Annotated in this window: 7 protein-coding genes; 2 read left to right on the top strand and 5 right to left on the bottom strand. The window is 53.2% G+C overall.

Features of this window, described 5'->3' with window-relative positions:
• Positions 1 to 132: 132 nt before the first annotated feature.
• The 5 genes from Q31b_RS26115 to Q31b_RS26095 all read right to left on the bottom strand — a co-directional run bounded on the left by Q31b_RS26115 (position 133) and on the right by Q31b_RS26095 (position 10,304).
• On the bottom strand, positions 133 to 1,788 hold the full coding sequence (locus tag Q31b_RS26115; RefSeq protein ID WP_146602612.1) for an alpha-L-fucosidase: 1,656 nt from the start codon (positions 1,786 to 1,788) through the stop codon (positions 133 to 135).
• Between the two features lie 833 nt (positions 1,789 to 2,621).
• A complete protein-coding gene (locus Q31b_RS26110) occupies positions 2,622 to 3,344 on the bottom strand; it encodes a PEP-CTERM sorting domain-containing protein (protein WP_146602611.1) in 723 nt (240 codons plus the stop codon).
• A 251-nt stretch (positions 3,345 to 3,595) separates the two neighbouring features.
• Positions 3,596 to 5,941, bottom strand: coding sequence for a glycoside hydrolase family 95 protein (locus tag Q31b_RS26105; RefSeq protein WP_146602610.1), 2,346 nt, complete (start codon positions 5,939 to 5,941; stop codon positions 3,596 to 3,598).
• A gap of 233 nt (positions 5,942 to 6,174) precedes the next feature.
• Positions 6,175 to 8,562 carry a glycoside hydrolase family 95 protein gene (locus tag Q31b_RS26100; RefSeq protein WP_231617864.1) on the bottom strand — a complete coding sequence of 796 codons (2,388 nt, stop codon included), beginning with the start codon at positions 8,560 to 8,562 and terminating at the stop codon, positions 6,175 to 6,177.
• 320 nt (positions 8,563 to 8,882) lie between these two features.
• Positions 8,883 to 10,304: a sulfatase-like hydrolase/transferase gene (locus Q31b_RS26095; protein WP_146602608.1), complete on the bottom strand. Its 1,422-nt coding sequence runs from the start codon at positions 10,302 to 10,304 to the stop codon at positions 8,883 to 8,885.
• A gap of 598 nt (positions 10,305 to 10,902) precedes the next feature.
• Between Q31b_RS26095 and Q31b_RS26090 the strand changes: the two genes are divergently transcribed.
• Together Q31b_RS26090 and Q31b_RS26085 are read left to right on the top strand one after the other, a co-directional pair.
• The gene (locus tag Q31b_RS26090) at positions 10,903 to 16,308 is read left to right on the top strand and encodes a serine/threonine protein kinase (protein ID WP_146602607.1); all 5,406 of its coding nucleotides are present in this window, start codon (positions 10,903 to 10,905) and stop codon (positions 16,306 to 16,308) included.
• Positions 16,305 to 16,895 (top strand): sigma-70 family RNA polymerase sigma factor, encoded by a 591-nt coding sequence (locus Q31b_RS26085; protein WP_197172393.1) that lies wholly within the window; start codon positions 16,305 to 16,307, stop codon positions 16,893 to 16,895. The genes Q31b_RS26090 and Q31b_RS26085 overlap by 4 nt, the downstream gene beginning before the upstream one ends.
• Positions 16,896 to 16,916 lie beyond the last annotated feature (21 nt).

The raw sequence follows: 16,916 nt of genomic DNA, 5'->3' as shown, positions 1-16,916 counted from the left end.
CCTATCAACGACTCGGCCTCCCCTAGAGGTTTCGATTGTCGAAGTGCGTATGGAAGTCATGAAAAATGGAGTCGGAGCAAGCAACTTTCGTTAGCTGTACTTCGCGGGCATGCTGACGATCGTGCCTCTACTCTATTGCTCGCTGTCCAACGCTCCTTCGACTTGGAAGACGGCCGCGTAGGGGGTCGGTCGGTTGGCGGGCACTTCTAAAATCAATGTATCACCACTTTGGTTGAACTTCACTTCTGCGTCGCTGCCGATGAGTCGGATTGATTGAATCGGTTTCGGTCTATACGCCGAGTTTAATCCCAGCGATGGCAGTTCAATCTCGCCTTCCGATGGGTTTAGCACGAACATATAGAGTGCATCGTCCTTGACCGTGAATCGAACCTCTTCATGCCCGTAGGCAGGGCTGTCTTTCGTTCGATTGTTGAACTGTTTACTTCGGCTTCTCTTAGCGGCGGAAAGATCGGAATTGGCGGCGTTGGCATTTTTGGAGTCGGCATCAGCCAGACGAGAGAGCAGATTGTCGCCATGCACTTTCCATGGCGAAGTCCCATAGATTGCGTCGCCATTGAGTTTTAACCATGCCCCAAATCCATCCAAAATAACCTTGTGATCTGGAGGGATCGTTCCATCTGGCAAAAGCTCCACGTTGAGTACGAAGTTGCCGTTTTTGCTCACCACATCAATCAGTAATTGAATCGTACTTTTGGCATCATGCCTTAATTCGTCATCCTTCTTGTAGAACCAATGCGTATAAGTGCAAATGCTTTGCCAAGGCTCGGCAGAGATCACCGATTCCACACCCTGCTCAATATCATGAACGATGCCTGGGTCCCCGCCAGGGATCTTGCCAGCAATCACAGCATTGATTTTCCCATGCTCGTTCAAGCTTTGATTGTAAAAGGTGCGAAACGCCTCTTTACCGTAATCACCATAGGGAAACCCTCGGCCATCAAACCACAAATAGTCCGGATCATACTTGGTAAGCAATTCTTTCATCCGCAGCAACCAATTTTGCTTCCAAGCTTCCATCCACTCGGGTGTCCTTTTCTCAGGAGGTATGCCGTATAGATTTGCGGGATCGAATCCTTCCCACCATTTTCCGATCCCGTCCTTCTTCGTAAGACGTCCATCATAGGGAATGTCTTTGAACTCTCCTGAGTTATCTGCACCAAACGCAGGCAGGTTCCAATCAAAGAATCGCTCGTCATGCGTGGTCACGCCGAAGGGGACGCCAAATTTTTTGGCCGACTCGCTGAACTCTCCGATGATGTCACGTTTGGGGCCAACGTTAACCGAATTCCACTCTTGATAGGTTGAATCCCAATTGTCAAAATTGTCATGGTGATGTGCCAAAGCCATAAAGTATCTAGCACCTAAATTCTCCGTGAAATATCGCAACAGACTATCGGCATCGAAGTTCTCTGCCTTCCAATGATGGATCACATCCTTGAACCCAACTTCCGATGGATGGCCGAAGGTTTTTAGGTGATAAGGATAGGCATTCTTTCCGAACGTTTCCCTGCCTACGTCCTGCATATACATGTGTCGTGCATACCAACCGCCACCATATTCGGGTACGGATTGCGCACCCCAGTGCACCCAAACTCCAAATCGGGCATCGGTAAACCATTGTGGGACTTCATATTGTTCGCTCAACGCCTCCCAAGAAAGGTCCTCGTCTTGTGCGTAACAAGTCGTCGATACAACGAGCGACAAAAACAGCAAAATGCCTTTCATACCTTGTAGTATTGCACACCCGGATTGCTTAGTCGTGTTCATGATTGTGTCTACCCTATTTTCCTGCTGATCCAACTTGCCGACCAGAACGGCATCAACCGTTCTCTTAGATATAGAGCGAGTATGTACCTGATTCAATCGAAACAGTGTTTAACGATCAAAGGGAAGCTATCGCCCTCTGCGATTTTGACTCTGCGATTTTGATTGCAGCCCTGCTAACAGGTACACCCCTCGCACCGCCGGTGACCATCTCGAATTGGCCGTCATTGCCAACACTAACGAAGATAGCACTAACGACACCACTTATCCATCAGTGATCAACATTCCCGATTGGCCAGACCAATTGAATCGGCCCGAACCCAGCGAGAAAGATGACTTGTATGACGGCAACCATCGTGGTGACGCGATGCCCTTGTCTTTACCCACGTTTTGATCCCGGAAGAGATCTCAGCAGCGTTTAAGTCGCCGCAAGGCCGGGGGCCGACCTATCATCGCTATGTGTCGCCCTCCGGGCTTGTCGTTCGGTTGCCATTCATACCGGTGGCTCACACCACCGGCAAGGATGTGTCGGCCTCCGGCCTAGGTTCAATGTTACGACTTCAGCAGTCTCCTTCGGGGGCCAGACCAACGAGGACATTTCCGATTGCCTACCATCGCCCCGCGTGTTTTGCAGTGCCCAGCGTGCGGCCCAATGGGCGCGCGGTTTAACGCGATAAAATGCTTCACCGTGTTGGCTGCCCAGGTAGGACGATGTTCTCAATGTCAGGCTGGGAACGCCACTCTACCAAGGCATACCTCTGTCACTGTGAAAACGCCCCCATCCAGCAGAGCTCGATGGGGCCGTGCGTTTAACCAAAAGATCGCAAGCTCAGGATTTAAGCATCGCGCCGACGAACAAACATCATCATGCCGCCCAAGCCTAACACGGCAAGCGAGCTGGGTTCTGGGATCGCGACAACAGTAACGCTGATCTCGCTAATGCGAATGTTGGTACCACCAATGGTACCACGTGCAGCGAATGTGACATCCGTTCCCGCGGCGACTACGAGTCCGCTGAGCGGATCAGCGAAATCGTCTCCAGACGTGCCGTCTGTAAAACTAAACACTGTTGGATTGCCTTCAACGGTGACGTCGAAGAATTCGTCGACACCATCAATCGACGAAAAGTTGAACTCCGTAATCATGACATTTTTATCGAATTCGATTACCCAAGCTTCGCCTGGATTGAAATCCCCGCTTTCATCGGCTGTTTGTCCCGTCAACGTATCATACGCGTTGTTGCTATAGGTTGGGTTATTTATGCCAATTGCATTACTGCCAATATTTGTTGTGGCGGTAACCGTGCCCGTCGTTGTCCCGTCAAATGGGTCGGTATAGACCGGGGCATAGGCATCCACTGTCGTAATGGTGACGGTGTCTCCGATATCAGGAGCGGTAGTGGAAGTGGCGGACATCATCATTCCAATACCTACATTGCCATCAAACTCAGTATTGTTATCGAAATTAAAAACAACATCCGCTTTCGCCTGGACAGCCGGTATCGCCAATAGCGCGACGAAAACAGGTATGCCGATTGATAGTAGTCTGTGTCGCTTCATCAATTCTTTCCCCGGTGCGTAGTGAACGTATCAGAAAGTCGGTCGAGCTGAGAGGCAGAATTTTGGAGCCAGCCAAACCTGTACAAGTAGCCCCGTTGGGACACCCCTGGTATCCACCATAGCGGGGACAACAAGGAAATTCAACCACGCCCACCCCCCCAATAAATTTCAGGGATGTTCGGCCGGCAAGAGTCGAGCAGTCGCAAATCGCTAACCTACAGGCCTGACGTAAAACCACATCGGCCGACTTCCTATTCACCGTTCCAGCTAAAACTCTCACCTTCGCTGAGATCGACCTTGCGGGTTTCATCTCCGTAACGAACGGCCAAGGGCTTGCCACCGAGCGAATGGATTTTGGCTTCGGTCAGCTTTCCGTCCTTCCACGCGATATCGACTTCAAAACCGCCACGTGCTTTCAGCCCCTCAACCGAACCGGTCGGCCAGGCCTTGGGCAGTGCAGGCAGCAGCTGGATTTCGCCGCCATGACTTTGCATGAGCATCTCAGCGATCCCGGCGGTCGCGCCAAAATTAGCATCGATCTGGAACCGGCTACCATTGAACAGGTTGCTGGTCAGACCACGTGCGACATTACTAAAGTTCTTCAGAGCACGATCGCCATCGCCCACGCGGGCCCACAGAGAGATCCTCCAGGCGCCGGGCCATCCACCGGAATCACCGCGTTGGATCATGGAGACCCGGGCAGCATCAAAAAGCTCGGGGGTATCAGCGAGATTGATCTGAGCGCTGGGATAGATCCCGTAGAGATGCGAGACGTGACTATGCGGCTTGTCAGGATTATCCCAATCCTCTTGCCATTCCTGTAATTGACCGTGGCGGCCAATCTTCATGGGCGCCAGGCGAGCTCGTGTCTGGGCCACCTGCGAGCGAAAGTCTTCGTCGATATCCAGGATTTCTGCCGCTGCGATGCAGTTGGCAAAGAGATCACGAAGGATCTGTCCGTCCATCGTCGGCCCGGCACAAACCGAAGCACCGGATCGGTTGGAACTGAGCCCATCCTTACTCCCTCCGCCATGACTGTGCTCGGGTGAGATCGACGGTGAGGTGATCAGATTTCCGTCTTCATTCTTAACCAGCACACCATCTGACAAGAAGAACTCAGCAGCCCCCTTCATGACCGGATAGGCCTTGGTGAGAAATTCGGTGTCACCGGTATACAGATAATGCTCCCAGAGATGTTGGCAGAGCCAAGCCCCGCCGCTGGGCCACATCCCCCAGTGAGCGCCATCCACCGGAGCCGTACCGCGCCAGATGTCCGTATTGTGATGAGTCACCCAGCCATCGGCGCGGTAGTGCATTTGAGCAGTCTTGCTGCCCGGTGCAACCAGCTCACTAGCCATGCGCAGCAGAGGCTCGTGACATTCACTGAGGTTGCAGACCTCAGCGACCCAGTAGTTCATCTGGATATTGATATTGATGGTGTACTTGCTGCACCAGGGAGGATTGATTTTGTCGTTCCAGATACCCTGCAGGTTCAAGGGCTGGGTTCCGGGGCGTGACCCGGCAATCATCAGATAACGGCCGAACTGAAAGATTTGTTCGACCAATAACGGATCAACCGCGCCATCGGCCCGTCGCTTGAGCCGCTCGTCGGTAGGTAAATCGGACGCGTCTTGACCGCCAAGATCGATGGCCACTCGATTAAAAAGAGACGCATAGTCTTCGACGTGACGTTGGTAGAGCTGTGCGTAAGATTGACCACTGGCGGCAGCAAGAGTCTTCGCTGCCCGGGCGACGGCATCGGCGCTCATGTCCGTTGCGTTGACAAAGCTGGTTGCCGCCACATAGACCAGGGTAACGGCATCGGCATCATGGACTGAGATGTTGTCTCCCTCGGCCACGAGCGTCCCGCCTTCGGCCTTGACCTTGACCTGGGCAGCGAATTTCATGCCTTCGCCTTCCCAGGGAGCAATCAGGCCACCACCAGCACGCGGAGCGATTTGGCCGGTCAGCCCGAGAGTGTCATTGCCAATGACCTGGGATTGGATTGGATGCGGGCTGGCCATCGAAAGATCAAAGCTGATCTGGCCGACACCGCTGCTTTCAAGCCGCATGACGATGGCTTGGTCCGGTTGAGAGGAAAAGGTCGTACGGGTCATGCGGGTTCCGGCGACGGTGTAGCTTACGGTGCTGACCGCGTTCTGCAAATCCAATTCACGACGATAGTCTGTCGCTTTTTCGCCTTGCGGGAATTGCAGCAAAAGGTCACCCAAGGGCTGATAAGCCATCTGCGTGACGGGATTCCCCATCATCTTCTCCGCTTCTGCCTCTGCCTTGTCATACTCGCCGTCTTCAAGCAACTGACGAACCGTGGCCAAATGTGAATAGGCCTCTGGGTTGGAGTAGTCATGAGGTCCACCATGCCAAAGCGTGTCCTCATTGATTTGCAATTTTTCCTGCTGGATGCCGCCAAAGATCATCGCGCCGAGCCGGCCGTTACCAATCGGCATCGCCTCCGTCCACTGCGTGGCCGGCTGCTTGTACCAGAGTTTCAGCGCATCGGAGGACTCGGCCTGGACTGGCACGGATAGAATTAAAAGACAAAGGACGACAGCGGTTCTTATTCCTGAGCGATTCATGAACGCATTTCCCCAAATCCAAAAGTTAACATCGATATTACCCTTGCCCTAAAGCGAACGGCAGAAAAAAATTTCGTAGTGGATCTTGTTAAAGATCCTCTCACACCTGGGTCTCTCACAAGATCCAAGACGGATGACGGAAGAATTGGGCATGGCAGCTTGAACCTGTACCGACATCGCTAGAAGGCAGAGAGCAACAGCGAATAGTGGATTGCCCCTACTGATTCTAGCTCCTATTTTCCGTCCCAGGTAAAGCTATCACCCTGGTCAAGCTTCTCTGTGTGGGTTGTGGTTTCGTAATGAAGCTTGAGTGGATTGCCGAGCAGCGAACGAATCGTTGCCTGCGTTAACTTACCGTCCTCCCAAGCGATATCCACTTCAAAGCCGCCGCGTGCGCGTAGGCCTTTCACCGAACCGGAGGGCCAAGCCGTAGGCAAGGCTGGCAAGAGATGAACTTCACCATCATGACTTTGGAGCAACATTTCAGCGATCGCAGCGGTGCCTCCAAAGTTACCGTCAATCTGGAACGGCGGATGTGTGTCGAAGAGATTGGTTAGCGTCATTTTGCCCAACAGATTGCCGAGCAACTTATGGGCGCGGTCACCGTCATGGAAACGGGCCCACATGTTGACCTTCCATGCCATCGACCATCCCTTGCCACCATCACCGCGGGCTTCCAGCGATTTCTTTGCAGCTTCGTACAATTCGGGCGTTGCATTCTTTGTGATCTGCTTTCCAGGATGAAGTCCAAACAAATGAGACGTGTGGCGATGATTTGGATCGGCTTCCCGGTAGTCTTCAACCCACTCCTGCAAGCGACCCGTTTTGGAACTGATCTGCAGCGGCTGCAGTTTCGCCAATGCCGTTTCTAGCTCACCACGGAACTCCCTATCAAAGTTGCCAGTCGGATCGATCTCATCATTTGCTTCCAGCAGGCTGGTGAATAGGTCATGAACAATCTCAAGGTCCATCGTTGACGCATAAGTGAACACCGATTGCGTTCCATCCGCTTTGATGAACGAATTCTCCGGCGAGTGTGAGGGGTTGGTGACCAGACGACCAGCCGCGGGCGTCCCTTCGGGCGCCTCGACCAAGAAATCCAAGAGGAACTGCGCGGACTCTTTCATCATTGGATACGCCCGCCGAGTCAAAAATTCCTTGTCGCCGTTGAAGCGGTAGTGTTCCATAAAATCGCGGCTCGCCCAAGCAGCCCCCATCGGCCAAATACCATGCACACCGTCCGCAGGTGCGGTCATACCAAAGATGTCAGAGAGGTGATGCAGCGTCCACCCATTCGCGCCATAGTGCACCTTGGCTGTTTTTTCGCCAAAGGGAACGAGGCTCTCCACATAGTCGAAAAACGGCTGATGGCAATCCGATAGGTTGCAGACCTGTGCGGGCCAGTAATTCATTTGGAAGTTGATGTTGAAATGATAATCACTGTTCCATGCCGCGTTGTATTGCTGCGCCCATTTGCCTTGCAGGTTAGCGGGTAAATGCCCCGGGCGGGAACTGCTAATCAATAGGTAACGACCAAATTGGAAATACAGTGTCTCAAACTGCGGATCATGCTTCCCTTTCTTGATCTCTCGTAGCCGCTCATCGGTTGGCTTATTGACCGCATCCGTTGTTCCTAAGTCGAGTTTGACGCGATTGAACAAATTCTGATAGTCGGTGACATGCGTAACACGCAGATCATCATAGGACTTCTTACCAATCGACTGAAGATACTTCTCACAGCGTGCACTGGCGTCCCCCGAAATATCGGTGGCATTGTTGTAGCTCGTCGCACCGACCACCACCAGCGTCACCTTATCAGCGTCCGAGACTTTCAATACTCCGTCTGTGGAACGAACGCTGCCGCCATCGACGACAGGACGGAGTTGTGCTTCATAGTGAACTCCAAGCTTTCCTTGCAGAACGAGCCGGTTATCTGAAGCGGATTTTATGGATGCATTGTCACGAGAAAAGCGAGCCGTGAAGTTAATCTTCCCTGGCTCGCTGGCCGTCAAGTGAATCACGATGGCCTGATCCGGCGCGCTCACGAACACTTCTCGCGTGTACTCGACCCCATCCACACTGTAATGAGTTCGGTTGATTGCCGTCGTCAGATCCAGGTCGCGTCGGTAACCCGAGACCTTGTCCGTGTCGGGAAAGTCAAGGAAGAGGTCGCCCAATGTCTGATAGGACTTGATCTTTTTCGGGTTCCCCATCATCGATCGGCCAGCGATCCGAGTCGCCTCGTCGTTCTTACCCTCGAAGAGCAGACGGCGGACTTCCGGCAATGCCGCAAGCGCCTCGGGATTGTTGTAATCCGTTGGCACTCCATCCCAGACGGTCTCTTCGTTGAACTGGATCCGCTCGTTGTTGACCCCGCCGAAAACCATGGCAGCCAGCCGACCATTTCCAATCGGCAACGCTTCGGTTTCCCACTTGGTCGCCGGTTTGCGATACCACAGCGTCAACGGTTCCTCAGGAGCAGCGGCCTCATCGATATAGGCTTGGTCTGCTTTCGGATTGTTGCTTTCGTCCACATCATGACGCGCTGCAAAGGATATCTCCGCAGCCAACAAACCAACGATCACGAGTGTAAATAGAGCGGTATAGGTTCTGGCTCTCATATCTAAAACCTTCATTGTATCGTTGAACTCCCGAAACCCTTATTGTAGTCCTTCATCCAGCCCAAAAACGAGAGTTGGCGATCTGTTGAAGAAACAATCCAACATAGTCATTCCCGGTACAGCAAGCGACCTACAAGAGGATCGATTTGGATATTTTCCACGTCAATTCTTAACTTTCCCTGTTTTTAGGCTTTACCAGCAGGTGGACCTGCCGCCAATACCGCAACGAAAAAGAATCCTGAAGTAGCCGAGCTCGTCAAGAAATCCCGACCTCATCGAGGTTCGACGTGGTACGAAGTCTTGGCGACTTTCGCTACGGCCTATTCTTTTGCATCGGTGGAATCCTTTGTTCGCGGATCGTCCATCGCTTCACACAGTTCAGCCAACGCTACACGCATTTCCACCAACTTGTTGGAATACTCAGGATTTCCGGCAAGGTCATCCATCTCGTTCGGGTCCTTGTTCAGATTGAACAATCGTTCGACATTGGCAGTTGGATAGGAAATTAACTTCCAGTCACCTTTCGTGATCATCCGCTGCGTTTTCATGTAGGCGCCGTACATCGCTTCGTAGTGTTCGCTGCTCTCTTCATCCAGTAGCGGCAGCAAGCTTTTGAACTCGACACCCTCGGTCGATGCGTCGGCCAAATCCAATATGGTGGCCATAGCGTCCTGCAGATAGATTGGCGTATCGATTTGCGTTCCGGCTTTCACACCCGGTCCGACGACAAAGAACGGCACGCGCACACTATGGTCATACATGTTCTGCTTCCCGCTCAGGCCGTGATGACCAACCGCCAACCCGTGGTCGGCGGTAAAGACAATGTAGGTGTTATCCGCTTTACCCGATTCTTTGAGTGCTTCGAGGATACGACCAATCTGGTCATCCATATGGGTGATCAGTGCGAAGTATTCTTGGCGGTTCACTTTGACAGCGTAATCCGTGCGTGGGTAAGGCATCAGCTTTTCATCACGCAAGCCAAGTCCGCAGATCTTATCGGCATAGGGATATTGGGGCAGGAAATTCTCAGGCAGCTTGATTCGCTCGAGCGGATAGCGGTCGATATATTCCTTCGGAGACTGACGTGGATCATGCGCCGCGTTGAACGCCAGATACATGAAAAACGGTTGCTCCTCTTTTGCCGCGGAATCGAGGTACTCCACACCGTCGTTGGCGAGCACTTCACTCCAATGCGTGCCCCCTTCCCAGAACCCACCGTATTTCGTCTCCCACGGTTTCCAGCCAGACGCATAATCCTCTGGACTCTTCGGCCGGTTGTAGCCTTGCGGAGTCTGCTTCGGCATGCCGGCGCGAACATTTTTTACGACATGAAATAAGCCCTGCGGATTGGCACCGGGAACGTGCCACTTCCCTGAAAAGTAGGTTTGGTACCCCGCCTCCTGCATTCGCTGCGACCACATACGATTCTCGGCGACACACGGCTTAACACTCGCTCCTGCATGCCAGAGAAAACGGCCCGTGTTGAGCATGCTGCGGCTAGCCGTACAAACCGCGCCGCCCCATGCACCCATGTTGTGGGCATGAGTGAAGCTCGCCCCGGACTTGGCCAGTGTATCGAGGTTCGGCGTGTCGATATCCAACATGCCGGCCGCCCCAATCGTCTCGTAGCTCATGTCATCCGCGAAGATAAACAATACATTAGGCTGGTTCGGCGCCGCCTCCGCGAAATCCGACAGTGTCAATGCACCGACCAAAACCACCATTAAAAAAACATTCTTCATCTAAACGTCCTTTGTGCAATCATTTCAGGGAGAGGTATCATTTCAGGGAGGGGTGAGGGCTGGGCGTAGCTGAAGTCGCCTGACTTTGGACGGCATCCTTTGCGCCGATTCAATGTCAAACGTGGGGCAGGCATCCTGCCTGCCAATCCGCCAATTGTCGCAAATCGCAGGCTGGAAGCCTATACCACGAATAAATCCACTACCGCCAACAAACGCTTCACGCTACCAGCGTTTTGACATCTTGCAGCCTATGCAAGATAGCTGGCACTCGGTGTCCACGTTTGACACCCTATGCTAATCCAATAGCCATTCGTTTTCCACCACCAGTCATTCTTGCTGCCTGGCCCGCTGTCTTGCGAATCGTGTCTTCTCAGCCTCTTCTCAGTCGCTTCTCAGCCTCTTCTCAGTCGCTTCGCCTGGTCCATCTTCCCTCTTTCCCAACTTGCTCGGTCCAGCGGTGGAAAATTCTGCCATTCACCAAAATTCCCGTCTAAATTCCCCGAAACGGAGTTGCGCACTTCCGGACACCGGCACTTTATCCAGGGGAGGGGCAAAACCATATGGCTCCCGGTCCGAAACATCAACTACAATCGAAGTCATGACTGATCAAGTACCCAATGCGTCTGCCATCAACCCGACGCTGGAAAATCACGACCCCAAAGTCGCATGCGTGCTGGATCAGTATCTGGAAGACCTTCAGAATGGCCGCGCGTGTGGTCGAGCCGAGTTGCTGGAAAAACATCCTGAAATCAAAGACGCATTGGCTGACTATCTCAGCAGTATTGAGATGGTTGCTGGGCTGGGGTTGGGAGACGACTTGCTCACACAGCAGCTGGGTGACTTTGAAATCGTCAAGCTGATTGGATCGGGGGCAATGGGGGTTGTCTACCTCGCCAATCAAGTCTCGCTAAAACGGCAAGTGGCTCTGAAAGTCCTTCGCTACACCGTCGTCGGAAAACAAGCTACCAAACGGTTTCAACGGGAAGCGGAACTGGTCGCGACTTTGCGACACCCCAACATTGTGCCGATCTACACGACGGGACAGCAGGACGGATCACATTATCTGGCGATGCGTTTGGTTGACGGGCGAAGCCTATCGCAATGGAGCGCCGAAGAAAACGTCACGCGAGACGCCAAGACGATTGCCAAATGGGGAGCTCAAGTCGCTGGGGCTTTGGCTCATGCTCATCAAAGGGGCGTCATTCACCGTGACATCAAACCATCGAATCTGCTGGTTGAGCAAGACCATGTCTGGCTAACAGATTTTGGGCTGGCCCGACGTTTCGACGATCTACGCATGAGCATGACCGGCGCGATGCTGGGAACGCCCAACTACATGAGTCCCGAACAGGCCACGCCGGATCGTCATCCGACCGATCACCGCAGCGACATCTATTCGCTCGGTGCGACGCTATTCGAGCTACTGACCGGACGCTGTGTGTTTCTTGCCGAAACACCACACGCCGTGTTGGCACAGGTCATTGCGGATGAGCCGCCACCTTTGCGAAGCATGGTGCCCGACGCTTCACGCGATCTGGAAACAATCTTGCTGAAGTGTTTGGAAAAAGATCCCAGCGAGCGTTACCAGACCGCGCAGCAATTGGCGGACGACCTCGACGCGTTTGTCGAAGACCGTTTGATCAAAGCGCGTCGACCGAACGTCATCGAACGTGTCACTCGCTGGAAACGCAATAATCAGAAAGCGGTATCGACCGCCATGCTGGCGGCAAGTGCGGCGCTGATGCTGCTGGGCGTCTCCGTCGCCGTGTGGATGGCATGGAAAGATTCAATCACTGGCACGATAGAAATCGCCTCCAACGAAGGCCCGATCGTTGGACGTCTGATCGACGATTCTGGTAACGCTTCGCCCTCGTTCACAATCCCGACCGAAGGACCGCTGCCGTTTGCGGCTGGCGATCACACTTTGCAAACATGGTCCGGCGGGCGGTTTGGCGAAAGTCAACGCGTGACGCTGACGCCGAAAACGAACTCGAAATTAAAGATCCAACTCTCCGAGGATGGCGTCTTCGACGAGCGGACGGTTCAGGGCGTTCCCAAAGTGCTGCCGCTAGGCAACCGAGATGATTTGCTGTTCTTTCACGAAGAGGGAATCACGCGGATGGACGGACGCAGCGGCAAGGAACGCTGGACGGCCAACGCGGAGAAATTCCTTCAAGTGATTCAAAAAGAATCGTTCAAGGCAATGACGGCCCGAATAGAGAAAGCCGATGACCCGAACTCGATCGAACCGGATTCACCGATCCTCTGGAGCATTCCTGACTACCTGGCTGGGCGTGACGACGATGGAGACCATAACCAGCAATTCTTACCTATTGTGGCCACGAACTTTCCGGACATTAACGAGGACGGGCAGCAGGATGTGATGATCGCGTGTCGCCATCAGGCAGTTCTGTTTGCATTTGACGGAGAGGACGGAACGCTACTGTGGCACTACAACGCTGGAATTCTGAACGAGCAATCGAAGACGATCCATTCGCCGATGTCATTGGGTGATATTGACGGCGACAAGATTGATGACTTCGGCTGTCAGTTCTTCAGCTTCACAATGGGAAACACCTCAAACCCCAAACGCTGGATAGACGCGGTCTCGGGAAAGACCGGCGAACGAATTTGGCAACGTTCGATGCCAACAGAGCTGTTCGATGTTCCGGCCAGCACGTACCGTCCATCGTTCTGCCAAATGGAAACATTTCGTGGCACGGGATGTTATTTTGTAGCGATTCATTCTGCCGGGAAAGGCTGGAAGTATCGTCGAGAGCCTTACAAACAAAAGGTCACTGGCGAGCTAGTGCCTTGGGCCGGAAGCTGGGTTCCGAAACCGAAAAACGGATCAAGCGAACAGTTGCTATTGGCTTGCGGAAGCAAAATCATTTCCTGTGATCCTTCTACGGGTAAGCCGGGACGCTTTAACGAAGGGCAGCCGCTGGAGCTTGGTTTCATTCCGGCGTTGCAACCGCAGGTAGTCCAAACGTTCGACAAGGAACAGCAAACGATTGGATTGCTGCTGACCGAAATCGTTTCTTCGGTTGGGATCAACAAGGGGAACAAACCCATCACGCGTTTTTCGATGCGATCCTTGGACAGCGGCGAAGAACTTTGGCGTTTCGATGCCGACTACGAACTCGAGTGGTGGCCGCACTCGCAATCGAACTGGCCAGTCATCGCCGATCTCAACGGAGACGCGACGCCTGAAATTCTGATTGCCGATGGTACAGACTTGGAAAGCCGACGTCCGACAGGACTTGCGTCGCTGCAAGCGTTAGATGCACGGACGGGAAAGCCACTTTGGGACACTCAACAACGAGCCAAGATCCGATCGCTTGACCGGCAAATTCAATACGCGTTGCTGGGACCTGACGAAGATGGCGACGGACTCGACGATGTCTACGTCGTGGCGCCGATGGCCAAATCACGCTGCTGGATCTTCGTTGATATCCTGTCAGGCGTGACAGGAAAACGACTACGAACGGTACACAGCGAGATCCCAGTCTTTCAGTCAGACGACTTTGGGTTTTCGATTGAAAAGCCGTTCTTTTTCGACACCGCTTTGGACAGGCCGGGATTGGTGATTGCGTCACCAGCCATAAACGTCAATTACCAACGTCATAGCACCGTGGTGATGTCGACGGCAACGGGTGAGTTGATCAATATCGGCGACCAGCTGGAACATCCGATTGCGGCTGACGGGGATGGTGATGGGAGTGACGATTTATTTCTGCTGAAACCACGCGACCGCAGCAAACCGCTCCGGTCGAACCAACTGGTGACGCTGAAGTCGTCCAGCGGCGGGATCAAGTTTGCTGGCGAATCAAAGCTGACGCGGATAGATGATGTCGATGGCGACGGTGTGCGAGATTTACTTGATGCACCGATTGGCCACTATTTGACGCAACAATCGCCATCAAATGAACAAGCACGCCGGGTTGTTTCTGGAGCCAACGGGAAAGGACTAAGTGAGTGGGAATATCAGCGGCCTGCCGAAGCTCTTTATCCGGCCAATGGAGATTTTGATCGCGATGGAGTTGACGACTTCTTGGCCGAACAACGTTCGAATGATCAACAGGAAGCAATCCTGGTTCTCGTGAGTGGGGCTAAGGGCAAGGTCCTCTGGCAACAGCCAGCGCGTATCATCGGGGTCTCCGATGCCACAGCCCAATGCCACGACATCGATGGGGATGGGCAGTCGGACCTGTTGCTGTTTCATCACTTCGCCGACCAAAACCTACCCGCTCAGTTCCGTTTAACATGCCGGGATGGAAAATCCGGAGACGAGGCTTGGCATTTCGACATCGCGCCGACCAATTTCATCACTCATGAATTTCACAGGCCAAGTTACGAACTCAGAATTCTGGATGTTAACCGAGACGGACATGCCGACATTTTGTGTCCATGTTTCTACAAAAACAGTCAACCCTCTTCAGTAGCCATCAACGGAAAAACGGGAAAGCCAATCTGGAAGTTGTTACCGCTGTCCAAAGGCAGTGGCAAAACTGCATTTGGTTGGCAGTCCGAGATCATTCCTGCCGCGCAGAACAGCTCCTCTCAGCAAGGCAACCGTTCAGTATTCGTCACGGCTTGGGAGGGACACGGTCCGAAAGACGAGGACCAGCTGAACGTCAACTTTGTTGACCTCGTCAGCGGAGACCCCGTTTCGACTTGGACAGCCGCGGGTGAATTTAGCAAACCACAACTCCCGTACGGGGTGCGTTCGCGAACCGAAAAGGTTCCCTTGGTCATTGCCGACGGCGACAAACGATTCGCTGGAATCATGCTCGACGCAGGAAAGAAAGAGCTGGTCGTGCTGGACTTCAGCTTCGATTCCGCGAAAGAGGTCAGACGCATCGTTAGCGGTGACCTGATTTTGGTTAGCGACATTGATGGCGATGGTAAAACGGAAGGCGTGTTTTTCAATCAGAAGGAATTCGTCACTTTCGAATTGGCCAGTGGCAACGAGATCCATCGCAAATCGCTGACGTGGGCTGCCAGTGTTCGAAACATCAGAACCGATCCGGATAGCGACTTCATTCGTGTCGAAACCGAAGACGGCCCCAATCGTCGCTTGAAACTCGTCGACCCAGCTACTCTCGAAGTGCAGTGGGACTTGAATTGGCCAGCAGACACCGATTTTGACGGACTGCTCTGTGGAGATGGTTCAGATGATATTGAAACCGCTCGACGGCCGCGCGTCCTGTTTACTGAAACCAACGGAACCTCGTCGATCGTCGCGACGGCATCGGCCGCTCGATTCAATAATAGCGGCGACACAGCGTTGACGAAACGCCTTCGGTCCAGAAAGTTGATCCACGATCTCGCTGGTGCTCCCTTTGCCGCGGACACCGACGACCCAAGATTGATCGAGCCGCTCCCCTGGAACCTCTATGGCAATGCGATGGGTTTGTTCGAGATTGAAGGACTCGATCGCAGCCCTGTTGTTTTGATTACGCAACTGTTGCCGATCGTGCTTGGTGCGATCGTGTTTCCTGGTGCGTATTTCTACATCTTGTTTCGACGTCGGCAGTGGAACTTGCAATGGTTTCTGCTGATGCCGTTGGTGTTTGTGCTGCCCTATGTATTTTTTCATATACCTTCGCCATTGGGCGCAGAGTACGCTCAGACTTCGATGCCTCCCTGGCAAGGCAAGTTGCTCGGCGCAATCGTGCTGCTGCCTTTCCTTATCTTTATATCGTTGTTTGTTTGGTACTTCCTTCACGGACGTTGGAAGTCGCTCTTTCTTCTGGTGATTTTCGCCCTCGCGGTTCCCGGTGTGATGGCGGTCTCCGAACTCGCAACGACGGATCTCCTTGAAGGCACCAAATTTGATTGGTTGGATCCAGGATCGTTGTGGCTGCTGTGGGCGGGCGTGTGGGCGGGCGGGGTCGGTATCGTGATCCTTTGGCCATTGGCTTTCATCACAAGGTTTATGCTTCGAATTGTTCAATGTCGTCGCACTGCTTCAGAGCCAACAGAGCCAGCGGTCGCATGAAACAACCACTTGACTCCGATGAGATAGAAAAGGAGGACCACTCCAACTATCTCGCTCCTTACCATGGCTGGCTGCGATTGATGGCAAGGTTGCAACTTGACGGTCGTTGGAATCGCAAGTTCGATGCTTCGGATATCCTGCAGCAAACATTGCTGGAAGCATGGATTGGGGAATCCGCTTTTCAGGGCAACACGACCGCTGAACGAATTGCCTGGTTGCGTACGATTCTTGGCCGAGTGATCGGCCGAGAGGTCCGAAAGTACGATGGAACGCAAATGCGCGATCCCGGCCGAGAACTTTCTCTTCAACGTTCGATTGACCAGTCCTCGATTCTCTTAGACAAAATGTTGGCTGCCGAGACAGACACTCCCAGCGTTCACGCGGACAATCGTGAACAGCAAACCATTATTGCCGATGTGATCGAATCGCTTCCAGAGGATTATCGAGAGGTGATCGTTTTAAGGAATCTGCGAGGATTTTCACATGCTGAGATCGCCAAGAAACTCGAGCGAAATGAATCTGCCGTCCGTATGCTTTGGCTGAGAGCGTTGAACGAACTGCGCACACGAGTTTTGGCCCGTCAATAGTCTCCAACTGTTTCTGCGCCT

This window comes from Novipirellula aureliae (genome assembly GCF_007860185.1).
Taxonomy (GTDB): domain Bacteria; phylum Planctomycetota; class Planctomycetia; order Pirellulales; family Pirellulaceae; genus Novipirellula_A; species Novipirellula_A aureliae.
Note: the sequence above shows the minus strand (reverse complement) of the source record. Positions and strands in the feature narration are given on the sequence as shown.

Coding starts and splice junctions, on each gene's coding strand:
- Q31b_RS26085 (WP_197172393.1), top strand. CDS start 16,305: ATGAAACAACCACTTGACTCCGATGAGATAGAAAAGGAGGACCACTCC.
- Q31b_RS26115 (WP_146602612.1), bottom strand. CDS start 1,788: ATGAACACGACTAAGCAATCCGGGTGTGCAATACTACAAGGTATGAAA.
- Q31b_RS26105 (WP_146602610.1), bottom strand. CDS start 5,941: ATGAATCGCTCAGGAATAAGAACCGCTGTCGTCCTTTGTCTTTTAATT.
- Q31b_RS26110 (WP_146602611.1), bottom strand. CDS start 3,344: ATGAAGCGACACAGACTACTATCAATCGGCATACCTGTTTTCGTCGCG.
- Q31b_RS26095 (WP_146602608.1), bottom strand. CDS start 10,304: ATGAAGAATGTTTTTTTAATGGTGGTTTTGGTCGGTGCATTGACACTG.
- Q31b_RS26100 (WP_231617864.1), bottom strand. CDS start 8,562: ATGAGAGCCAGAACCTATACCGCTCTATTTACACTCGTGATCGTTGGT.
- Q31b_RS26090 (WP_146602607.1), top strand. CDS start 10,903: ATGACTGATCAAGTACCCAATGCGTCTGCCATCAACCCGACGCTGGAA.